This is a genomic window from Rhodospirillales bacterium, assembly GCA_023898765.1.
Lineage (GTDB): Bacteria > Pseudomonadota > Alphaproteobacteria > Micavibrionales > Micavibrionaceae.
Genome location: CP060238.1, coordinates 1,872,834 through 1,895,651 on the forward strand (window position 1 = coordinate 1,872,834; position 22,818 = coordinate 1,895,651).

The window sequence follows — 22,818 nt, forward strand, 5'->3', positions numbered from 1 at the left end:
TCTATTTCGACCCCATACTTTTTAACATTTTCGCTGCCCCGCGCAAAGCCCTCCCCTGCAAAACGGGGACAAACATACAAAACGCATACGAAAGAGGAGAAAATCAGGCGCCGGAAGCTTTTTTCCCGGCATTGAACCGGCTGTAGAATTTGCCCTCCGGCAAATCGCCGATAGACGCCAGATACCGCATCTCCCTGGCCGCCAGCAAGGTTTTGTGCGCTTCCGCCTGGCCGTACTGTGTCGCAATATTGATGGCCGTGCGCCCTTGCGGATCGCGCGCATCGACATCCACCCCGTCCAGAACCAGACGCCGGATGGCATAACAATCACCGCGCCGCGCTGCCCGCCAAAGCACTTCTTCTTTCGTCATCATCCCGCTACCTCTTCAATGACAGCGCACACATCGCCGACCACCGCTTTGATTTTTGTCATATCTTCCCCTTCCGCCATCACACGGATAAGACTTTCCGTCCCCGAAGGACGCACCAGCAACCGCCCGTCGTGAACCAGCGTCTCTTCCGCCTTTTTGATCGCCGCTTTCACGGCGTCCTGTTCGAGAGGCTCTCCACCCTGAAAACGGACGTTCTCCAGAATCTGGGGCAAAGGCGTAAAGACATTGCAAACCTCGCTTGTCGGCCTGCCGGAAAGCCGGACAATCGAGAGAACCTGAAGCGCCGCCAAAAGGCCGTCTCCCGTCGTCCCGAAATCGGACATGATAATATGACCGGACTGTTCCCCGCCAAGATTGTATCCGCCTTCGCGCATTTTCTCGACCACATAGCGATCCCCTACAGGCGTGCGGACAAGTTCCAGCCCTTGCGCGCCCAGATAACGCTCCAGCCCCAGATTGGACATGACGGTCGCGACAATCCCGCCGCCCTGCAAAAACCCCTGCTCTTTCTTCGTAACCGCGAGCAGGCCCATCAGTTGATCTCCGTCAACCTTTTGGCCTTTTTCGTCCACAACGATCAGGCGGTCCGCATCGCCGTCCAGCGCAATCCCGATATCCGCGCCCTCTTCAACGACGCATGTCTGTAACGCCGCGGTATCCGTCGCGCCGCAGGCCGCATTGATATTGCGCCCGTCGGGACGGTTCCCCATTTTTATCAGGTCCGCCTCCAGCTCCCACAGCACTTGCGGCGCGACTTTATAGGCCGCGCCGTTGGCGCAATCTATAACGATCTTCATGCCCTCCAGCGTTTCTCCCTTGGGAAAGCTGCGTTTGATATATTCGATATAGCGCCCCGGCGCATCGTCCAGCCGCGTGGCTTTTCCGATTTTGTCCGGCCCCGGCAAAAGCGAATCCTGATCCATATCGATAACCGATTCAATTTCCTGTTCCAAAGCGTCGGAGAGCTTGTACCCGTCCAGCCCGAAAAGCTTTATGCCGTTATCCTGATAAGGGTTGTGCGAAGCGGAAATCATCACCCCGACATCCGCGCGCAATGTCGTGGTCAGGCGCGCCACCGCCGGCGTCGGGATCGGGCCGGTCAAAATAACCTCCATCCCCATCGCGACAAAGCCCGCCGCCATGGCCTGCTCCAGCATGTAACCGGACAAACGCGTATCCTTGCCGATCACAGCACGGTTCATCCCCCTGCCGCCCCTGTTACGCGCGCCCATCACATGCGCCGTGGCCATGGCCACTTTAAGCGCCATGTCCGCCGTCATGGGCGGCTCATTCGCCGTCCCTCTTATACCGTCTGTCCCGAAATATTTCCGTGTCATAGCAAATGTTTATACCCGCAAACCCGTAAAAAAACAAAGCATTGAGAGGTGGTTTTTGTATTATGTTAAACTATGTGTTATATTCCCTCCATGAAAAAGGAATGGAAAAAATATTCACATCCGGATTGGGATTATAAGGACAGTTTTAAAAAAAGCTACTTCCCGGATTCCTTCATGGAGAGAATGCACCGGATTCTTTTACCCTACATACAAAATTCCCCACCCTTTTCTAACGACACTCCGGGTTCATGGAATCATCCTGATACATTGAGAACAGAAGTGGACTGGGAAACCAGTAAAGAACAAACCCGCTCTGTTCTGGAAAAACTTTTACCAAAATACGCTCAAATTTTCGATCACTCTTTTGCATACGGAAACGTAAAAGTAACAGACGTTATCGCAGGACACGGCGGCGGCGGATGCAATGAGAAGGGGATAGATTACAGGAGAGACGGTACCATAAATGATGTTATTTATCTAACCCATGAATTTGGTCATTACATTCCCGTACATGTTGGCAGTCTTGACCAACCATCTTTAATCAATGAATGGCAGGCATTTTTTATGCAATACGCACAACTTCATGCCCTTACAATTGACCATGAATGGGGAGAAGAAATCGCAGAATCTGCCAAGAACCATCAAAAACAAGACCTCTTACTCATGCTGGGAAGGTTTTCCGATGCCCTTCATGTTCTTTCAAATTTAAAAAATGGAAAAGTTGAAAAACCAGAAAGACAACAGGCTCTTCTTTATACCCAGCAACCGCACTATCACGGCACAGCATCCTTTATTGGCCTCGCCTTGTTCAATAAATATAAAAATTCTTCACCGGAAGAACAACGGAGAATGCGCACCAGTCTTTTTGAAACAACAGCAGAAACAAGCTATGAAAGTGTGCTAGGTGATTTTGATTTAATCGGCCCAAGAAAACTGGAATCTACCATACAAGAAGAACTCAACCGAATAGGCCTCACCCCACCAACATCTCAGACCTTAAAGCACCGAGGTAACCAACCCTCTTAAACCCCCTGCGGCTCGGCGCCGCCGGGCGGCGTGTCTGAAGACGGCGCCCCGTCCCCGCTGGAAGGCACGGAAGAGCGGGGGCCTTTCGGCAGGTCTTCCGGTTCGTCGCGAATAATCGGCTCCCCGCGCAGCAGGCCCTTGATCTCGTCCCCCGTCAGCATTTCATATTCCAGCAGGGCTTTGGCCAGCGTGTGAAGTTCGTCTATGTTTTCGGTCAGAATTTTTTCCGCCCGCGCATACGCTTCCTCGACGATCCGCCGGACTTCGGAATCCACAAGCGCCGCCGTATCGTCCGACACGTTCTTGGTCTGCGCCACAGAATGCCCCAGAAAAACCTCTTCCTGATCGGAGCCGTAATGGAGCGGGCCCATTTTATCGGACATGCCCCATTCCGTCACCATGGAGCGCGCCATGCCGGTAGCCTGCTTGATATCGCTGCTTGCGCCGGTCGTGACTTTCTCTTTTCCGAAAATCAGTTCTTCGGCAATCCGCCCCCCCATTGTGACCGCAAGATCCGCTTTGAGTTTTGCCAGAGAGAGGGAAATCCGGTCTCCTTCGGGCAAGCGCATGACCATCCCCAGCGCCCGGCCGCGCGGAATAATGGTGGCCTTGTGAATCGGATCGGATTCAGGCTCATGCAGCGCGACAATCGCATGCCCGCCTTCATGGTAAGCGGTGAGTTTTTTCTCTTCCTCGCTCATGACCATGGATTTGCGCTCCGCGCCCATCATCACCTTGTCTTTGGCGTCTTCAAATTCGGATTGCGCGACAACGCGCTTGCCGCGCCGCGCCGCGAGCAGCGCCGCCTCGTTCACCAGATTGGCCAGATCCGCGCCGGAAAATCCGGGCGTCCCGCGCGCAATCACGGACGAAGAGACATTCTGCGCGAGCGGCACTTTCTTCATATGCACATCCAGAATCTTTTCGCGGCCCTTGACGTCAGGCAGCGGCACAACAATCTGGCGGTCAAAGCGTCCGGGCCTGAGCAGCGCGGGGTCCAGCACATCGGGACGGTTGGTCGCCGCAATCAGGATCACCCCTTCATTGGCTTCAAACCCGTCCATCTCGACCAATAGCTGGTTCAGCGTCTGTTCGCGCTCGTCATTCCCGCCGCCAAGGCCCGCGCCGCGATGACGCCCGACCGCGTCGATCTCGTCAATAAAGATAATGCAGGGCGCATTTTTTTTGGCCTGCTCGAACATATCGCGTACACGCGACGCGCCAACCCCGACAAACATCTCGACAAAATCGGACCCGGAAATGGTAAAGAAAGGCACTTCGGCCTCCCCCGCCACAGCCCGCGCCGTCAGTGTTTTACCCGTTCCCGGCGGTCCGACCAGCAAAGCGCCTTTGGGAATTTTCCCGCCCAGACGCTGGAATTTCTGCGGATCTTTCAGGAATTCGACCACTTCCTCCAGTTCCTGCTTGGCTTCCTCAATCCCGGCCACATCCTCAAAGGTCACCTTGCCGTGCTTTTCCGTGAGAAGGCGCGCGCGGGACTTCCCAAAGCCCATCGCCCCGCCGCCGCCTTTGCCGTTCATCTGGCGCATAAAGAAAATCCACACCCCGATCAAAAGAAGCATCGGGAACCATGACAGAAGAATGCTAAAAGCGCTCATTTTCTCAGGATCTTCCATCTCCGCCGCGATCCGTACGCCGGTTCCGTCCAGACGCCCCGCAACATTTTCACCCGTCGGCGCGAGCGTTAAAAATTTCTCCCCGCTGCTGGTGTAATGTCCGGTAATCTCCTGCCCCTTCACGGTAACATCGGAAATCCGGCCTGCCTTGGCTTCAGCCATAAAATCGCTATAAGCGAGCTTTTCGGCCTTGCCGGAAGGCTGCATCTGCGCCCCCTGAAACACATTAAACAGGAAGGCCAGAACCAGACCGATCGCCAGCCAGAACATTAAATTTCGTCCAAATCCATCCATTTTAAAACCACTCTCGTTAAGCTTCCTCCACTGTAGGGAGAAACAGGAAGTTTGTCTATGAAAAGTCGCTCTCAGCCTAGTTTCTACGAGAAAGGCGGCGACATTAAGGCGCAGAAAGAATCAGGGCGCGCTCTCCTCCAGCGGCGGCGCGGATGAAGGCGGAAGATCCGGCGCCAAAAGAGAGGAGGCCCTGTTCGCTTCCTTCTTCGCCTCCGCCACCGCTTTTTCGATGGCCCGGCTGGTAAAGGTCATTTTGAAATCATAATCGTAATCTTCCGCCCCCAGCGTCATCGACACGTCCGTTTTGCCGGACTGCCAGTCCATACGCATTTTCAAATGGCCGTTATAGACCGCCAGCCCCCAATAATCCGGTTTATCCTTGTAGTAATCATTCGACCAGTCGAGCTTGGTGCTTGTCATCTCGCCATATCTTTTGTTCAGCCCGACCTGAAAGCGGACGAAATCCTTGACGATCTCCTGCGGATCGGGATAGTCGTCTTTTTGCATATCCATAACGACCCGCCAGAGCTTTCCGTCTATAAATTCATAAGAAATCAGGGTTTTGATTCCATTAATCTCATCAATAAAAAACAGCGTGTTTTCAATTTCATCAAACAAAACAACGCGCTCGAAATGTTTGACGTCTTCCGGCGTCACCCCCCATATAAAGCCGCGCACATCGCCCCAGGCGCTCATATCCTGCAGGAACTCGCCCTGAATATTCTCCGTTTCCTGTGCAGCGGCAGGAAAAGAAAGTAAAAGGCCCGCTAAAAAAAGAAGAATGGTTTTCATTGATGTTCTCTCTCCATCCATAATGACGTGTTTTTGTCCCTGATTGCAAACCGCACCCCCCCCAGCGTACAGGGTTTAAAATTCTTGTCCTCCATTATCTTGTCAAATAAAGCCTCAAGTTTTTCCATACGGGGACCGTATTCCTGCCCGCAGCCCAAATACGCGATCGCCTTTGAAACAACGCGCAAAGAAATTTCTTCCGGCTGCCTGCGAAGCGCCGGCAGGTCAAACACAAGACGATGTTCGTTTTTATCTTTCAGGCTTTCCTCAAATGCCCTTTCCGCAATTTCCTCCAGCGCCCGGCGCGCGCGGCCGAGCCTTTGCGCAGTCCGCGCAAGACGTTTTGACGTGAGCCCTTCCGCTTCCAGAACCTCCCGCGCCCCGCGCAGGCGGGGACGCAAATAATCCGGCGAAAGATTGCTCGGATCCTCCACATAGGAAATGTTGTTTTTACGGCAGACCTCTATCAGATCTTCCTTGCCCGCATTCAACAGAGGCCGGACCAGCGTTAAATCGTCCTTATAAGGCTGCACGTCCTTCATCCCGGAAAGACCGTCCAGCCCGCTGCCCGCTGCCAGCCGGATTAAAAAAGTTTCCGCCTGATCGTCGCGGTGATGCGCAATAAAAAGGCAGGAGATATTCTTCTCCCAGCAGTACGTTTCCATTAACCTGTAACGCGCCCGGCGGGCTTCCTCCATGATCCGGTTTTCGGGCTTTTTCCCTTTCCAGCACAGGATATGCGGCGTGATTTTGGGCCAGTCTTTCACCCGGTCTTTGACCTGCTGCGCTTCTTCAGCACTCTCGCGCCGCAAGCCGTGATCGACCGTCAGCGCATGAATTTCCGGCCCGTTTACTTCAGCCGACCAGCATGACAAAAGCCACGCCAGCGCCATGGAATCCGGACCGCCGGAAAGCGCAAGCGCCACACAGCGCTCCTGCCCGAAACGCTCCAGATTTAAATCCTCAAATGTCAGGCACATAATTTAATTTAACGGCAATCAAGTTTGTCCGATTCCTGCTGCGCCCGGCGCAGGACGGGCGTAGGCCCTTTAGGATATTCGGTCTGAAGCTGCCCCAGGGCAATGCAGGCGTCTTTTGTTTTGCCCATCCCCCCAAGAGACATGCCCAGCTTTAACAGATTGTCCGCCCCCTTCGGCCCGCCCGGGTATTTCTGGTACGCCTGCGCGAAAACTTTCGCGGCCTTTTCGTACTCGTTGCGCACATAGTAAGTTTCCCCGAGCCAATAGATCGCATTGGCCGACAAGGCATGATCGGGATACTTTTCCAGAAATACCTCAAACCCCTTTTCCGCAGCGCCGTAATCCCCGCTCTTCAAATAGGAAAAAGCCTGTTCATATTGCCCCGCCGCACTATCCGCAGGCACCGGCCTGGCCGTCTTCATCCCCACAGCCCCCCGATCCATCTCCTGCGCAGGCAAATCCCCCGCACTGTCCGGCTTATTATATGACGTTGTATCCCTCTCCAATGGAGAAAAAGAGGAACGATCCTCCTGCGCCTGATAACGCTGCGCAGCTTCCAGATCGTTCAGCCTTGATTGAAGATTCTGCAGATCATAAGATTGCTGCTCGATTTTCCCCGTCATATCCCGAAGCTGCATCTCCAGTTCCTGAAGCCGGACTTCAACACCGCTTTCAGAGGAGCCCGCCTCGGAACGGATGCCCGGCGGGGGCATCTCCCCCTTATAAACAGCCCTGTTTAACGTATCGATTTCATTCTCGACACGATTTAGCCGATTCATAAAATCATCGGACTGCGCAAAAGAAGGCGTGGAAGCAGGAAAAACCGGCAGCACAAAACAGAAAAAGCACGCAAGCCCAAGCCTGCATGCTAATTCCTGATAAGGATGACTTCTACGAATCGGACTACTCCACGCGGGTCACGCCGCGACGGTTTTGAGCCCACGATCCCGGATTTGCACCAATCACAGCCGGACGCTCTTTCCCGTAGCTGATTGTGTTAATCCGGATCGGGTCAACGCCCATGGACGTCAGATAGTTCTTCACGGAAGACGCCCGCCGCTCGCCCAAAGCCAGGTTGTATTCCCGGGTTCCGCGCTCATCCGAGTGGCCTTCAATCGTGACATTCACACTCGGATAACGGCCAAGCCACTGTGCCTGTGCATCCAGAACGTCACGGGCCTCCGGCGCCAGATCATACCGGTCATACCCAAAGAAAACACGGTCCCCGACATTGACGACCAGATCCTGCTGCGAGCCCGGAACGGCAGAGCTTTCTACCCCTTCGCCGCCGTAGCCTTCCGTGCCGTCCAGAGGACCTTGTGAAACATTTTCGCGCTCACCCATAACAAGCGGCTCGACATCCCCCTCCTTATTGGAAGAACAGGCTGTCAAACTCACGGCAAGCAGGGCGATAGATAAAAACCGGATGAGCATGGGGAAAAACTCCTTAAAAAAATTAATAAAAACGAATCTCTTTATAAACGAATCTCTTTATACTTGATATATCGTTCTTAGTTTTTAGGCATTTCAAATGAGTGTGACAAGAGGACGTATAAAATTGCCCCTCTTCGTCCACATTTTTGCTTTCCTGAAAGGCAGCCACAACCCCTGAAAACGCATTGTTATATTATTTTTATTACATATAAGAAGGCGCTGGCTTAATATCATAAAAGTTGAAAACGTTTAAATTCGCAGCTTTGTTAATAATTTTTTAATATATTTTACGTAAGAATTTCGTTGTGTTTACGGTGTGTGGAAAATAGGGAGTAAAACAATGGGCAAAATTTTGAATTTTAAGGATATTCCCAAGGAAATATCTCTGGAAGAACGCCGTCAAAAGGTCGACCGCGTCATGATGGAATTTGTAGAGGATATCCAGAACGAAATCGCCCAGTTGGATCATGCCGAGACGTTTTTGAAACAACCGCTGGCAAAAATGCAGATGAAAAAGGCCAAAAACCTGCTGATCGACGCCGCCATCCTAAGCTGCAGCGCCATCTCCGAAGAATTCGATAAACATTAGACCCGCTTTCCGCGGACTATTCCGCAGCCACGGGAACCCACTCGAAAAAGCTGGGCTCCAGCCCCAAATCGGCCAGAGATATAAAAACAAGCATGACACCGTCTTTATAGCGCTGGTCCGGCGGCGTGTCGCTATAAGCCGGCGCCGGGATATCAGCGCAGCAATCGGTTAAAAAAGCAATATTTTCACTGAGTTTTTTTGTCGCGCGATTCAACGCTTCAAAGCGATTTTCGCCCATCGTGTCCGCATAGAAAAAACCGTCTATATATATCATGGACATAGTCGGTTTACCGTCCAGCTGCCCGGGAGGGCGGACATCCTCACAAACGGCCCAATAGCCTTTTAAAGCCATGTTTTATCTCCTCACTTCGCTTCACTCGCCCATTCGTTCTTTTAAGTTGGGGCTGGCCCAACCTATTATTTTTTTATTGTTATGTAAATTGTACAAAGGAAAGGTTAACAACAACTTATGGTTTTTGCATTTTATCGCATTACAGCTAAAATAAAAGCGGACAAAAACGTTTTTTTGTCTTTTTCAGGAAAGTACTTTTCGGACAGCCTGCCGCCACCCTTCATACAGGTTGCGCCTTTCGATATCGCCCATTTGAGGGGTATAACGATGTGCAACCTGCCGGTTTTCAGAGATGTCCTCCAAGGAACTATATACCCCTGCATGTAGCCCCGCCAGATAAGCAGCGCCCAGAGCGGTGCTTTCAAGACTTTTTGGCACCTCAACCGTGCGGTGCAGCATATCCGCCAAAAACTGACATACAAACGCATTCGAGACAAGCCCGCCATCCACACGGATAATATCAGGATCAAACCCGCTATCGGCGACAAAAGCCTCCATCAGGTCAAGCGTTTGATAGGCTTGCGCCTCAAGCGCCGCCCGGACGATATGCGCCGCGTTACTTTCACGGCTTAATCCCAAAATAGCGGCCTGGGCCTCAGGCTTCCAATAAGGCGCCCCCATCCCTGTAAAAGCGGGCACAAAATAAACCCCGTTACTATCCGGCACAGACACGGCAAGTTTTTCGCTCTCTGCCGCGCTTTTGATAAGCCCCAGATTGTCCCGCAGCCACTGAATCGCGGCGCCTGCGATAAAAATGGCCCCTTCGATCGCATATGTTGCCCGCCCGTCCAGACGATACCCGATCGTTGTCAAAAGACGGTTTCTGGACAGCTTGAAATCCGATCCGATATTCATCAGGGCAAAACATCCTGTGCCATAGGTCGATTTCACCATCGCTTCCTTAAAACAGCCCTGACCGACAAGAGCCGCATGCTGGTCCCCCGCCATGCCGCCAATCGGAATTTCCTGCCCTAAAACGGACCTGTCGCTGACCCCAAAATCCGCGCAATTGTCTTTCACCTCCGGCAAAAGCGCGCGGGGAATGTTGAAAAGCTTCAAAAGCGCCTCATCCCATTCGCCGGTTCGAATATTATAAAGGAGCGTGCGTGACGCATTTGTGGCGTCACTCGCATGGCATTTCCCGCCTGTCAGCCGCCAAAGCAAAAAGCAATCCACGGTGCCGAAGGCAAGCTCCCCTTTTTCCGCTTTCTCGCGCGCGCCTTCCACATGATCCAGTATCCACGCGATTTTTGTCGCGGAAAAATAAGGATCGAGAAGAAGCCCTGTTTTCTCCGATATACTTTTCTCATGCCCCTGCTCTTTCAGCTTTCGGCAAAACTCCGATGTGCGGCGGTCCTGCCAGACAATCGCGTTATACACCGCTTTGCCCGTCTTCCGGTCCCAGAGAATGGTTGTCTCACGCTGATTGGTAATGCCGATTGCCGCAATTTTTTGCCCTTGCGCTTTTTTAACACTCTCGCGGCACGCCCAAAGCGTATCGGCCCATATCTCTTCGGGGTCCTGTTCCACCCATCCTTTTTCAGGATAATAAAGGGTCAGCTCTTTCTGGTTTACATCCAGAATCTCCCCGGCCTTTGAAAACAAAATAGCGCGGGAAGAGGTTGTCCCCTGATCGATTGAAAGCAAAACAGAGTCATCCATAGCGCGCGACCTTCTTTTTGATATCCGGCAAAGCGGCTTCCAGCGCCCGGCGTGTTTCCTCCGATACGTGCAGCCCCAGTTTTGAGCGCCGCCAGAGGATATCCTCTACCTCCCGCGCAAATTCATGCACGACAAGATAAATAATTTCCGCTTCATGCACGCCGTCTCCGAAATCCCGTCCCAGTTCTTCCAGAGATGTTGTCCCTTCCACGAATTTATCCATGCGCGTGCCGTAACTCCGCGCATAACGCTGCAAAAGCGCAGGAGGCAAAAACGGATATTTTTCCGCCTGCGCTTTGACAAAGCTTTCAAAAAACCCTTCCGGAAAATCGCCGCCGGGCAAGACAGCCTTGTCCGTCCATGGATTTTTTTTGTTCCCGAGTTCTTTCCCGATCATTGTTACCGCCTGTTCGGACAGCCTGCGGTAGGTCGTGATTTTTCCGCCGAAAACAGACAGTACAGGAGGACCAAAATCTTTTTTCATCTCCAGCTTGTAATCCCGCGTCACTTTGGACGCGCTACCCTCTCCATCCTCCAGCAAGGAGCGGACGCCGCTATAACTCCATTCAATATCCGACGGCGAAACCTGTTTTTGAAAAGAACGGTTCACCGCTTCGCATAAATATGTTTTTTCCGCTTCGTCGATTTCGACATTCGTCGGATCCCCCCGAAACTCGACATCCGTTGTCCCTACCAGCGTAAAATTTTCTTCATAAGGGATGGCAAACACAATCCGGCAATCGGGCTGCTGCAAAATATAGGCCTGCTCTCCCTCATAAAATTTGGGCACAATAATGTGGCTGCCTTTTATCAGGCGGACATTTGAAGATTTTTCCGCAAGGTTTGAACGCTCCAGTATCGCGCGGACCCACGGCCCGCCTGCATTGACAACGCCCCGCACCTTCACCTGAAACTCTTCCCCCGTCTCCAGCGTACGCATCGAAACATGCCAAAGACCCTCTTCCCTTTGCGGCCGAAGATGCGTCACCGCAGTGCGGGTTAGAACAGAGGCCCCGCGTTCTTTGGCATCCAGCGCATTCAAAACCACCAGCCTTGAATCGTCCACACGGCAATCGGTATAGGAAAAGCCCTTTTTATATTTTTCCTGCAAAGGCGCGCCAAAAACATGGTTTCCAAAATTTATGGACGTGGACTTTTTCAGAATTTTATGCCCGCCCAGATGGTCGTAAATAAAAAGCCCCAAACGGATCATCAAAGCCGGACGGAGACTTTTGTCATGCGGCAAAACAAAGTCCATCGGATGAATGATGTGTGGGGCGCTTTGAAGCAATATCTCCCGCTCGATCAGAGACTCCCGCACGAGAGAAAACTCATACTGTTCGAGATACCGCAACCCCCCGTGGATGAGCTTCGTACTGGCCGAGGATGTCGCCCCGCCGAGATCCTGCGCCTCCGCCAGAATAACGGAAAGACCGCGCCCTACCGCATCGCGCGCAATGCCTGTTCCGTTCACCCCGCCGCCAATCACACAAAGATCGTAATCCGCACTCATCCTGTAAGGGTACTTGGGCTTTGCAAGGTCGGCAAGGAGAGTTTTATGCCGTTTTTTCTTTCTCTTCTTTGATTATTTTTTCCGTGATGACTTCCTGACGCGACACAAAACCCGACACATACCCGGATTCGGATATCACAGGAATAGAAGACATATTCTGTTTGGACATAACCTCGATCGCATCGTCCAGCGTGTCATACTCCATCACGACATGAGTCTCTATTGCCATGTAGTCGCTCACCAGCGCTTTCGAGCTTTCGTCTCCCTTATCAAAAAGGGCGTTCACAATCTCCTGCTCGGACAAAACACCCACGCCCTTTCCTTGCGAATCCCGAACGAGAAAACAGGAAATTTTTTCTTTTTGCATCCGCTCGACCGCGACCTGAATTGTTTCTTTCTCCGTAATGGCACGGTCATTAATCGAGAGATTGAAGCAATCCTGAATACGCGGGGATTTCGTACCGGATGGGAGTTTTGCATCTGATTGTGTCATTGGATACTCCGTACCTTTGCCAGTTCTTCGAGCTTTTTAAAGGTTACGCCCTTGAGATCGCCCCTGACCCTTCTTTTAAGATAAGCCACGAATTCCCCGGCGACTTCCACCTGTACCCCACGGGCCAGCGCCTGATTTTTCTTCGTCTTGAGAGACACCTCCCAGTCACGCGCATCCTTTTTTTGCACTTTAAATTTCGGCTCCAGAAAAAAATCAAGCTCCAGCCGGAAAGGGTGCCGGTACTGAATTCTTTTCCGGCCCTGAAAATCCTGTACAACCTCAAGTTTATTATGAAATGTCGCACGCATAGCCTTGCCTCCACATGGAAGTATACCAATATCGAGAAAATTATATATCTAAAGTTAAATTTTTTAAATTTCGGGATAAAAAAAATCGTCTCTTGCGTGCAAACAAAAAAACCTATTCTTCTTTTTGCGCCTCTACCATCCGCTGCATTAAAACCCGCAGTTTTACCTCGAGCTGGGCAGAAGAAAACGGTTTCCTGATATAGCCGCTGACCCCGCCGGCCTTGGCTTTTAGAACAGAATCCCTGTCCCCGCGCCCGCTGATAATCAAGAAAGGAATATTGCAGCCATCGCTGCGAATCCTGGATAAAAACTCAAGACCGCTCATATTGGGCATATTCCAGTCACAAATGATAAGCTCTACAAGGTCGGAAGCCATATCCAAAAAACTCAGCGCCTCACGCCCGTCCCCCGCCTCGAAAATCTGTGTGACGCCAAGCTCCCCCAGCATATTTCGCAAAATTGTCCGGGCCTCCATCTGATCCTCGACAATCAGAAGCTTCAGACGGCTGAAATCCTCGTAGGCGCTCTTCTGATTCAATGCACCCCTCCCTTTCCTGAAGAACGACCGGCCATCCGGTGCAGATAACTTTGTTCTCCTTTTCCTGACAGCCACACAATCGTATGAGCCAGCTTGTTATAATCAACCGGCTTGGGCAGAAACGGGACCCCTTCCGGAATTTCAATCCGGGACATTTGCCCGCCTGCCGGATATCCGCTCATAAACACTGTTTTGGTATCGGGACGAACAACTTCAAAAAGTTCGGCCAGATGCACACCATTGAGTTCAGGCATCACAACATCCGTTACGAGAAAATCAATCCGCCCCTGAAAATCTTCCTGCCGGAGCAATGCTTCATTGCCATTGGACGCCGTCAGGACCTGCATCCCCATATCCTCCAGCATGCCCGCTATGAGCGTTAAAATATCCGGCTCGTCCTCCGCCACCAAAGCTGTATATCCCCGAAGACAAATCTCCCCATCATCAAAAGCCTTAACCTCCGCAATTTTGGCAGACGGGTTGTCGCTTAGAGGAAGATAAACCATGATTTCAGTGCCCTCACCCTTTTTGGTTTCAACCTCTATCTGCCCTTTCATCTGTTTTACAAGACCGTAAACTGTAGACAGGCCCAGCCCCGTCCCCTTTCCCTGATCTTTCGTCGTAAAGAACGGGTCAAATATTTTGTCTTTTATTTCATCATCCATACCGGTTCCGGTATCCTTTACACGCAGCGCCCCGTAATTTGTTCCTTCCTTTTCAGAAGAAAAAACATCGACCTGCAAAAGCCCCCCTTCAGGCATCGCATCGCGCGCATTCACCACAAGATTGATCAGGATTTGTCCAATAACATCCGGCGCGCAGCAGACCGCTACGCCGTCCTCGACCTTGATCTCCAGATCAACGGACGCATCCAGCAGATGAGTCAAAAGCCCTTGATTTTCTTCCAGAAACACACCCGCATCCGTGACGCTTTCCACAACAACGCTCCGCCGACCGAAGGTCAGAAGCTGCTCCGTCAGGGACGCCCCGCGCTTGACCGCATCCATAATCTTATCAAGATGCGAGATGGCTTCTTCACTGCTATGAACTTCTTTCTTCGTCATCCGGGCATAGCCGTCAATGATAGAGAGAATATTGTTAAAATCATGCGCAACTCCGCCCGCAAGCTGCCCAAGGGATTCCAGCTTTTGGGATTGAAATATTTTCGCCTCGCGGAGTTTGAATTCCGTTTCGTCTTTTAAAATACCAAGAACAAGCCCCTTGGTTCCTTCCATGGGGATCATTTGAAGCCTGTACCAGAGCGAATTTGTTTCTTCCATTTTTTCAAGTTCGATATCGTCACCGCGCTCTTCAATTTTTTCCTGAAGATTTTCACCCTGACAATAGCGGGAAAAAATTTCTGTCGCAGACCTGCCAAGCAAATCCGAAGGCTTGCTCGACAACATGTCGGCAAAAACACTGTTCACGTATAAAACGGGAATCTCATCCGTTTCCGTATCCCAAACCACCACGCCGCAGGCAACCGCATCAAGGGCGCGGGACAGAACGTCTTTATCGGGGAGAACACCAAAAACCATACCAAAACCTTTACACAAAAAGTCACAATCATAAGTTTAGTTTATTTGTTTAACACTACCAAGAGGGGCTTTGCGGGCAAACAGAAGGTTTTGACATACGCCTGCATATCACGGAGACTGGTAACGGTTTGATTTTCAACACTTCCCAAGCAGGGTGCCTCGCCTTGCATATTCGTTTCTATTTTCATGCACTTGTATTTGCTGCTTCCTTATCCGGCGCGGCCGGGAATGTTTATGCCGACGAAAAACCCGAAAAATCCCTCGACACCCAAAAAGAAAACTATTCTGCCAGCCTCTATGGCCCGCTTGGGTTAAACACCATCCCGTCCGCCCGCATGGACAAAGCCGGGACCGTTCGCATTGGCGTCTCCACCCTTGATCCTTACCGGCACGGCTTTATCGGTTTCCAGATCGCGGACCCCCTCTATGTACAGCTCCGGCAAACCGGAACGGGCAGTAATCTGGGCGCTTCCCCGGACGGCCTTTACCCCGGCATGGACCTGAAAATCCGTCTGGCAAAGGAAGACCGCTATACCCCCGAAATAGCGCTGGGGATGAATTCCGCCTTCGGACACAAAAAAACGGCGAGCGAATATATCGCCCTGTCCAAACGCTGGAAAGCGTTCGACTTCACAGGCGGGCTTGCATGGGGACGGCTCGGCAGCGAGGGAATGCTCTCCAATCCGTTTAAAAAATTCTCCCGTCACTTTTCCCATGACCGCGACTTTGGATCGGAAACCCAAAACGGCGTAAATGACTGGTTTACGGGCGAAGAAATCGGGTTGTTCGCAGGCGTGGAATATTTCACACCGCTGGAGGGATTATCCGTGAAGGCCGAGTGGGGCGCCGACAGCTATGAAGCCGACCAGATAACGTCAAACTTCAAGGCCCCAGACCCATGGAGCCTGTCTTTGAACTACGCCCCGTATAAATGGATGGATGTTTCCGCCGGACTGGCTGGCACAGACAAAATTTTTGCCCGCCTTTCCTTTCAGGGAAATTTATTCGAATGGCCGGGACGCAACGCAGAAACAGGAAGTCCCGTTCCCTTTCATCCGCACCGCGCCGGGACCGCCTCGGCACAAAAAATGATGCTTTCGGCCCATAAGGACGGGGTTCTCCTGTTCGATGCGCAGCATGTAGATTCAGACGCAGACAGCCTTCTGGACCTCGATCCCTTCGAACCCTCCGCCCGGCAAATCGGGCGCGCGGCACGCCACATGTCCAACAACGGAGGCGAGGAAGTGGAAAGTCTCTCCATAACGCCCTACGTCTTCGGCCTAAAAGGGCACCGGACGACCCTGATCCGCCGCGACCTGGAATCGGCGCTGGCCCATAACAATGGAAGCCCGGAAGAAATATGGCAAGATACAACTATCGAAAAAACATCTGACAAAAAAAGACAAAAAAGCGAACACGGTTTCCCGTGGCGCCCGCGCCTCATTCTTGACACCCGTCTGAGCCTGTCGGAAGAAGATAGCGGCATCCTGTATCGAAGCTCTCTTGTTTTCGAAGGGACAAAACAGCTTCCTTACGGATTTACCGTCGGGGGTTCCGCCCGGCTAAACATAGACGATAACCTGCACCGTCTGGCCGATTTTCGCCCTGCGGCGCTTCATCCCGTCCGCAGCGACGAAGACTTATACGCCTCGCGTCTTTTCGCACTGGACCGTTCTTACCTGTCCTGGTTAAAAACCCTGAAAACCGACCTGCATCTTGCCTTAAGCGCGGGCGCCCTGGAAGAAATGTATACGGGCGCCGGCGGCGAAATCCTCTACCGCCCCTTTGGAAAAACATTTTCCGTCGGCGCAGAAGCCTGGCGCGTTTACAAACGGGACCCTGCAGATTTTTTGGGCAGCAGCTTTTTCGAAGATCCTTCTTTCACCGGACATCTCAATCTCTGGTATGAAGTGCCGAACACGGATTTCACCATTTTCGCCAAAGCCGGACGGTATCTGGGAGAGGACATTGGCGCAAGCGGCGGTATTGAAACCCGCTTTGAAAACGGCGCAAAAGTAAAAGCATTCGTAAGTGTCACGAACGAAAACGACAGGGATGTTTTCGGCGGAAAAACAAATTTGTACAGCGGCCTGCAACTCAGCCTGCCGATTGGGAATGTGAAATATCTGCCAAAGGGAAGCGAACTGCGTTTCGCAAGCGCGCCTTTCGGACGGGATAAAGCCCAGACGCTGGATAAACCGCTCCCTCTTTACGAGGTCACTGAACCAATGTCATACCGCCGGCTGACCCAAAGCTGGCAGGAGGTTCTGAACTAGAGTCTCTGAGAGCTTCGCCGTTCAAAAATTTTTCTTCCGCCAGTTTGTCCGCCGCTTCGCCCGGATGGAGATTATGGCCTTGCGCATATTCCAGTACGTCTTTTACGTTCTGCCCTATATTTTCGACATGGGAGATCATACGTTCGCGTGTAATTTCAAAATCCAGCGGGTTATAATCACTCTTGCGGAAATATTCATAGCCGACGCAAATCACGCCGCCCGCATTAATCACGTAATCCGGCACATAAAGAATATTCATGTCGGCCAGCATTTTATCATGGTACGTCGCCAAAAGCTGGTTGTTCGAAGCGCCCGCTACGATATCCACCTGAAGCTGTGGAATCGTATCGTCATTCAAAACGCCGCCCATCGCACAAGGCGCAAAAATATCCGCTTTCACGCCATAAATTTCATTCGGGCTGACGATCGTAAAAGGCGCAAGGCTTTCCTGCGCTTCCGCCAGCATTTTATCATTTACATCCGCGGCAATAATACGGACTCCGTCCTGCTGCAGTAACTTGCACAGCTCCACGCCGACCGCGCCCACGCCCTGCACCGCCACGCTAAGGCCTCTTAGATCCTCTTTACCGTAGCGCAGCGCCGCCGCGCTTTGAATACCGCGGTAAACCCCCAAAGCCGTCAAGGGAGACGGATTCCCGCCCAGTTCTCCAAAGCCTTTCCCTTTCAGCATTTCCGGCGGCAAGCCGGTAACGTGCTCCGTATGCCTGGCAATGGCCACCATATCTTTTTCGCCGGTGCCGCTATCTTCCGCCGTAATATATTCTCCCTCCAGGCTCTCAACGGCCTGACCCATAGCTTCCATAAGAGCCATGGTTTTATCTTCAAAAGGATTGCCGATAATGACCGCCTTTCCCCCGCCCAGCGGCAATCCGGCCATCGCATTTTTATAGGTCATGCCGCGGGATAAACGCAGTACATCATTAATGGCTTCGCGATCGGAAGCGTAAGGACACATCCGCGCGCCGCCGAGCGACGGCCCGAGATTCGTATTATGAATGGCAATATAGGCGGTTATATCCCCGTCCAGATTAAACTTGCGAACCTGTTCATGATTGTCAAAAGACTCGAAAGTTTCCAGCAGCGTATCGTTCAAATCTTCAAAATTCATAATGTCCTACCTGTTTTTGGCCCGTTTCTGGCCCTTTTTTTTTCAAAGAGCACCGGACATTAGCCAATTCGCCGGCTCACGTCCAGATTTAGACAAAAAAAACCGCCCGAAGGCGGTTTTAAAAGTTTATGGGTACCAGATCGTAAAGCGTTTAAAGTGAGGGGGGTTAACCCCTTTCGTCCTAACTTAGCCGTATAATCTAACCTTTTGTCGTCAAACAAAACAAAGAAGTAAATTCTTATAGTTATAGAATAGCTAAAATTTTATGTAAAAAGCAAATTTGGGTGGAGGGACAAACCTAACTGATTGATTTTAAATCGTTTTCTAGGTTTTTGAGGTCCTCCGGCAACGGCGCCTTAAAGCGCATATTCTCGCCGGAAACGGGATGAATGAAGCCGATTTGTCCGGCATGAAGGGCCTGACGCCCGAACGCCAGAATACGCGCCTGCTGCTGCGCGCCGCAGCTCTCTTTGGCCAAAAGCGCCCGCGCCTCCTGAAGCGGCAGGCCGTAAAGCGGGTCCCCGATGATCGGCGTTTTAAGATAGCCCATATGCACGCGAATTTGATGGGTCCGCCCTGTGAGCAATTTACACTCAATCTTCGAAGCGGCCGCGCCATATTGCTCCTTCATATGATACCGGGTGACCGCCTCGCGCCCACGCTCCCCCCGCAGGGCCATTTTGGTGCGCTGGGTTTTATGCCGCCCGATGGGCTGGTCTATTTTTCCCTTAAGGGGAACAGGCGCTTTCCAGACAAAAGCCGTGTACAGCCGGCTGAGCGAACGGTCCGACAACTGGTCCGAAAGCCCCTGATGCGCCTTATCATTCTTGGCAACAACTATTAATCCGCTGGTTTCCTTATCAAGGCGGTGAACGATTCCGGGACGCGCCACTCCGCCAATTCCCGACAGGCTGTCCCCACAATAATGCAACAGCGCGTTCACCAGAGTGCCGGAGGGATTTCCCGCCCCCGGATGCACCACCATTCCAACGGCTTTATTGATAACCAGCAAATGCTCATCTTCAAAAACGATATCAAGCGGAATATCCTCCGGCGGCGGCGCGGCTTCAACAGGCGGCGGCACACGCACTTCCAGAGACATTCCCGCCTCAACCGTCAGATTGGGATCCGCCAACACGGCGCCGTCGGAACACACCTGCCCCTCCAAGATAAGCATTTTCAAACGCGAGCGGGAATAATCAGGGCATAACTGTGCCAGCATTTTATCCAGCCTTTGCGGCGGCGTCCCTTCCGGCACGGTAATATTTAATGTCTCACGCATAAAAGCCTATTCCATGAAAAATTCGCGCGGCAGGCACGGATCTTTGTAAGGCTCCAGCGCCACCGCCGCTACCAGCCATGCGTCAAAAGCCGAGACAGGCACTTCTTCCGGCGTCATCGCCGCCGAAAGACGCGTCTGGGCATAACCGGCAAACACACGCTCCCCCTTCGGCCCCCTTTTTAAGGTGAAAGCATGCGCCCCCTGCGATTCACTGTAATCCTCCACCGACATCAGATAACCGCGCGGCGTATAATCGAGCAGCCGGATGTGGGCCCGGTCTTCCAGTTTTTGCGGCATGCCGTCCAGAAGAGCCACAGAGCGGCCGTCTTCATAGGCCAGAACATCCCGCACAACATAAGCATGCTTGCCTACATAATAACGCTGCCATTCCACATTCCCCGTATCGTCAATCTTCAAAGCCCAGCCGGCACTTCGTCCGCCGCCGGACGGACGAGCCTCCCCGCCCAGAAGATAACCGCCTTTTTCAAAAGGGGCCACGCTCCGCAAGGCGGAAAAACTTCCGCGGGCATATGTCTTTTGCCACATAATCGCAGCCTCCTGATCCAGCTTGACGAGCCACCCCGCACGCCGCCCGTCCTCCAGACGGAGCTGTCCGCTCAGCATATAGGTCCCGTCCCCCATATCCTGAAAATTGTTGAAAACCGTTTGCATGCCGGGCGTGTAAGCCCGCCTCATGAGCCGGGCACCGCTTTTCGTCACCTTGTAAATAATGCCGTACTGCAAGGAGAGATTTTCCGGGTTATATTGCGCGGCAATCATATAGCCTGCACCGCCCGGTAATTTCACAAGCGCCTTCCCATCCAGATTCCCGCCGGGTTCAAAAAAAGTCTTCTGGTTTTTCTTCTGCCCGTCTTTCGTATAGTGCGCCAGATAAATCCCGTCGCCGCGTTTGGGGTCTTCTATTTCCCCCAAGACCGCATAACCGTCTTCCGTTTCGACGATGTGATCGACGGTTTTGAAGAAGTCAGATTTTTCACGCACCTCCCAAAGAATTTTTCCCTGCGGCGTTATATGAACCAAAAGAGGCTTATAGGTATTGTCTTCTTCATCTGACGTATAGGCACCACCCATCACAACGCTGCCGTCCGTTAAAATGACAAAGTCCGAAATCTGATCCATCCCCTTATCCCCATACACCTCGTCCCAGATGCTGTAATGTCCGAAGTCAGGCGGATTCAATCTCGTGATTTCTTCATAAACAATTTCGCAACGCTGCGCATAAGCCGGCGAAGCTGCCAGACACATAAAAAAGATGAAGATGTATATCCTTCTCACGACTATTTTTCTTTCGCTTCTTCTTCCGGCGGATACGCGTTCAACCGTCTCTTATAAATAAGGCTTGCCCCCTGATAGTAACTTTGCGCCTTTTTTAAATGGTCTTCGTCCGGCACTTCGCGTTCCTGCGGCACATCGTCCTGCGGATTTTGAAACTGCGTTATCTTTTGTTTGGGACTCAAAATTGTGAGTTCCCCGGGCGTATAATATCCGAGATTCTGATAATTTCCCACCAGCGTCCGCTGCGCCGATTTCGAAGTTTTAAAAATGTTCCTGCCAAAGAAGGCAGACTCGTAGTCCATATCGAGCAGCGCCAGAAGGCTCGGCGCAATATCGATCTGACTCATCAATGTTTCAACCCTGCGCGGGCGGAAATGCCTGGGCGCGTAAACGATCATCGGGATATGATAAAAAGAAACAGGCAAGTCGCGTTTTCCAGCGCTGCCCGCCGTGTGATCCGCGACAAAAACAAACACCGTATTGTCAAACCATTTTTCCTTCCCGGCTTTTTCAATGAAATCCCCGATCGCCCAATCCGTGTATTTCACGCCGCCCCACCTGTTTTCACCGGAAGGAATATCAATACGCCCTTCGGGATAGGTATAAGGACGGTGGTTTGAAGTTGTCATGAGATGAAAGAAGAAAGGCTTACCTTCCTCATCCGCCTTGCGGGCGACCTTGATGGCATGGTCATAGAGATATTCGTCCGCCACGCCCCAAGCGTTTTCAAACCCGACATCTTCGTCCGCCATATCGCTTCGATCCACCACGTCATAGCCGTTGCCGCCAAAGAATTCATTCATATTGTCAAAATAGCCGTAACCGCCGTAGAGAAAGCGCACGTCATAGCCTTTTTCGCGCAGGACGCTGCCAAAGCTCCACATGTTTTTCTCCCGCCCCGTCCGCTTGACAATAGAACGTCCCGGCGTGGGCGGAATGGAAAGCGTCACCGCCTCCAGCCCGCGCGTCGTGCGCGTGCCGGTCGCATAAAGATTTTCGAAGAAAATCCCTTTCTTCCCCAGCGCATCCAAAGAAGGAGTCAGTCCGTGCGGTTCGCCAAAGCTGCCCATAAAATCCGACGACAAAGATTCAATCATCACCAGCATAATATTCAAACGTTTTTCCCTGCCGGGATTGTAAATTTTGCGCCGTATATCCAGACCTTCCGGTTTCAGGAACGTGGTTCCTTTTTCCGCCAGTTCCTTGCGCAGCACCGAGGCCGCCTCTTCTTCAGGCAGCTGCGCATAAAACTGTTCGTAGTCCAGTTCGTTTTTTTGAAAGGACGCGATAAGCTGATACGGGCCGGAGCTTGCCAATTCCCGCACATAGGTGGAAGGTTGATTGTCGCGCAGCCCCTGCCCGACAAGGATAAAGGACAAGACCGTCAGCGCGCCGATCCCCAAGGCAACCCCGGCCCGCCGTGTAAAAGGTTCTTCCGTATCCAGCGCGTCCTCAATCTTCCCCCTCAACGGCCAGTACACCGCCAGGGAAACCAGAAACAGCACAAAGAGAAGCAACGGAATGGGATAGGATTCCATGATATTGTTCGTGACTTCCCGCCGATAGACAAGATAATCCACCGCGATAAAGTTAAAACGAACCGTAAACTCTTCCCAGAACAGATATTCCGCCACCGCGCTAAAACCCGTGACAAAGATCACGGCAAAAATCAGGAAATGCAGAAAGCGGGCATTCCACTTTCTTCCCCACCAGCGCTGCGGCATGAGTAAAAGATAAAGCGCCGGAAGAATAAGCGCGTAAAGACAATAAGCCGTATCGTAAATCCACCCCACGCCAAAAATAAAAGCCAGATCACCGGCGCTGAAATCCTCCACATTCAGACTCAGCGCCAGAAAAAGACCGCGCACGAGAATAAACGAAGCCAGCGTGACAATATAGAGCCACATCGCGATAGAAAAACGGCTTTGATTCAAGACGGTATCTCCTTAAA

At 52.0% G+C, this 22,818-nt stretch carries 21 protein-coding genes; 3 read left to right on the forward strand and 18 right to left on the reverse strand.

Annotated elements, in window-relative coordinates; all coding sequences use genetic code 11:
* Positions 1–103: 103 nt before the first annotated feature.
* Complete coding sequence (locus tag H6853_09235; protein ID USO03684.1) at positions 104–373, reverse strand: ankyrin repeat domain-containing protein; 270 nt, start codon at positions 371–373, stop codon at positions 104–106.
* The gene (locus H6853_09240) at positions 370–1,728 is read right to left on the reverse strand and encodes a phosphoglucosamine mutase (GenBank protein ID USO03685.1); all 1,359 of its coding nucleotides are present in this window, start codon (positions 1,726–1,728) and stop codon (positions 370–372) included. Before H6853_09240 ends, H6853_09235 begins: the two co-directional genes overlap by 4 nt.
* 90 nt (positions 1,729–1,818) lie before the next feature.
* Between H6853_09240 and H6853_09245 the strand changes: the two genes are divergently transcribed.
* Positions 1,819–2,754 (forward strand): hypothetical protein, encoded by a 936-nt coding sequence (locus H6853_09245; protein USO03686.1) that lies wholly within the window; start codon positions 1,819–1,821, stop codon positions 2,752–2,754.
* On the opposite strand, the gene H6853_09250 is transcribed toward H6853_09245, so the two are convergent.
* From H6853_09250 to pal, 5 genes are all read right to left on the reverse strand, one after another.
* The gene (locus H6853_09250; GenBank protein ID USO03687.1) at positions 2,751–4,685 is read right to left on the reverse strand and encodes an ATP-dependent metallopeptidase FtsH/Yme1/Tma family protein; all 1,935 of its coding nucleotides are present in this window, start codon (positions 4,683–4,685) and stop codon (positions 2,751–2,753) included. The genes H6853_09245 and H6853_09250 overlap by 4 nt on opposite strands.
* Positions 4,686–4,805: 120 nt before the next feature.
* Positions 4,806–5,477, reverse strand: coding sequence for a hypothetical protein (locus tag H6853_09255; protein ID USO03688.1), 672 nt, complete (start codon positions 5,475–5,477; stop codon positions 4,806–4,808).
* A complete protein-coding gene (gene tilS, locus H6853_09260) occupies positions 5,474–6,457 on the reverse strand; it encodes a tRNA lysidine(34) synthetase TilS (GenBank protein USO03689.1) in 984 nt (327 codons plus the stop codon). The genes H6853_09255 and tilS overlap by 4 nt, the downstream gene beginning before the upstream one ends.
* A gap of 8 nt (positions 6,458–6,465) precedes the next feature.
* Complete coding sequence (gene ybgF, locus H6853_09265; GenBank protein USO03690.1) at positions 6,466–7,236, reverse strand: tol-pal system protein YbgF; 771 nt, start codon at positions 7,234–7,236, stop codon at positions 6,466–6,468.
* 124 nt (positions 7,237–7,360) lie between these two features.
* Positions 7,361–7,891 (reverse strand): peptidoglycan-associated lipoprotein Pal, encoded by a 531-nt coding sequence (gene pal / locus H6853_09270; protein ID USO03691.1) that lies wholly within the window; start codon positions 7,889–7,891, stop codon positions 7,361–7,363.
* Positions 7,892–8,231: 340 nt separating this feature from the next.
* Between pal and H6853_09275 the strand changes: the two genes are divergently transcribed.
* A complete protein-coding gene (locus H6853_09275; GenBank protein USO03692.1) occupies positions 8,232–8,480 on the forward strand; it encodes a hypothetical protein in 249 nt (82 codons plus the stop codon).
* Positions 8,481–8,496: 16 nt separating this feature from the next.
* Here the strand turns inward: H6853_09275 and H6853_09280 are convergent, their stop codons facing one another.
* The 7 genes from H6853_09280 to H6853_09310 form a co-directional block, all read right to left on the reverse strand.
* On the reverse strand, positions 8,497–8,832 hold the full coding sequence (locus H6853_09280) for a hypothetical protein (protein ID USO03693.1): 336 nt from the start codon (positions 8,830–8,832) through the stop codon (positions 8,497–8,499).
* 183 nt (positions 8,833–9,015) lie between these two features.
* A complete protein-coding gene (gene glpK / locus H6853_09285) occupies positions 9,016–10,494 on the reverse strand; it encodes a glycerol kinase GlpK (protein ID USO03694.1) in 1,479 nt (492 codons plus the stop codon).
* Positions 10,487–12,007 carry a glycerol-3-phosphate dehydrogenase gene (gene glpD, locus H6853_09290; protein USO03695.1) on the reverse strand — a complete coding sequence of 507 codons (1,521 nt, stop codon included), beginning with the start codon at positions 12,005–12,007 and terminating at the stop codon, positions 10,487–10,489. Before glpD ends, glpK begins: the two co-directional genes overlap by 8 nt.
* A gap of 43 nt (positions 12,008–12,050) precedes the next feature.
* Positions 12,051–12,500, reverse strand: coding sequence for a CBS domain-containing protein (locus tag H6853_09295; GenBank protein ID USO03696.1), 450 nt, complete (start codon positions 12,498–12,500; stop codon positions 12,051–12,053).
* Positions 12,497–12,808, reverse strand: a complete 312-nt coding sequence (locus H6853_09300) for a hypothetical protein (GenBank protein USO03697.1) — start codon at positions 12,806–12,808, stop codon at positions 12,497–12,499. The genes H6853_09295 and H6853_09300 overlap by 4 nt, the downstream gene beginning before the upstream one ends.
* 112 nt (positions 12,809–12,920) lie before the next feature.
* Complete coding sequence (locus H6853_09305; GenBank protein USO03698.1) at positions 12,921–13,346, reverse strand: response regulator; 426 nt, start codon at positions 13,344–13,346, stop codon at positions 12,921–12,923.
* A complete protein-coding gene (locus H6853_09310) occupies positions 13,343–14,884 on the reverse strand; it encodes a response regulator (protein USO03699.1) in 1,542 nt (513 codons plus the stop codon). Before H6853_09310 ends, H6853_09305 begins: the two co-directional genes overlap by 4 nt.
* 164 nt (positions 14,885–15,048) lie before the next feature.
* Here H6853_09310 and H6853_09315 point away from each other — a divergent pair, with 164 nt between their 5' ends.
* On the forward strand, positions 15,049–17,160 hold the full coding sequence (locus H6853_09315; protein USO03700.1) for a YjbH domain-containing protein: 2,112 nt from the start codon (positions 15,049–15,051) through the stop codon (positions 17,158–17,160).
* Here the strand turns inward: H6853_09315 and H6853_09320 are convergent.
* The 4 genes from H6853_09320 to H6853_09335 all read right to left on the reverse strand — a co-directional run bounded on the left by H6853_09320 (position 17,102) and on the right by H6853_09335 (position 22,801).
* Positions 17,102–18,289, reverse strand: a complete 1,188-nt coding sequence (locus H6853_09320; GenBank protein USO03701.1) for a Glu/Leu/Phe/Val dehydrogenase — start codon at positions 18,287–18,289, stop codon at positions 17,102–17,104. The genes H6853_09315 and H6853_09320 overlap by 59 nt on opposite strands.
* Before the next feature lie 298 nt (positions 18,290–18,587).
* Positions 18,588–19,571 (reverse strand): RluA family pseudouridine synthase, encoded by a 984-nt coding sequence (locus H6853_09325; protein USO03702.1) that lies wholly within the window; start codon positions 19,569–19,571, stop codon positions 18,588–18,590.
* 6 nt (positions 19,572–19,577) lie between these two features.
* Positions 19,578–20,867 (reverse strand): hypothetical protein, encoded by a 1,290-nt coding sequence (locus H6853_09330; protein ID USO03703.1) that lies wholly within the window; start codon positions 20,865–20,867, stop codon positions 19,578–19,580.
* Positions 20,868–20,869: 2 nt separating this feature from the next.
* Positions 20,870–22,801 (reverse strand): LTA synthase family protein, encoded by a 1,932-nt coding sequence (locus tag H6853_09335; GenBank protein USO03704.1) that lies wholly within the window; start codon positions 22,799–22,801, stop codon positions 20,870–20,872.
* Between the last annotated feature and the right edge of the window lie 17 nt (positions 22,802–22,818).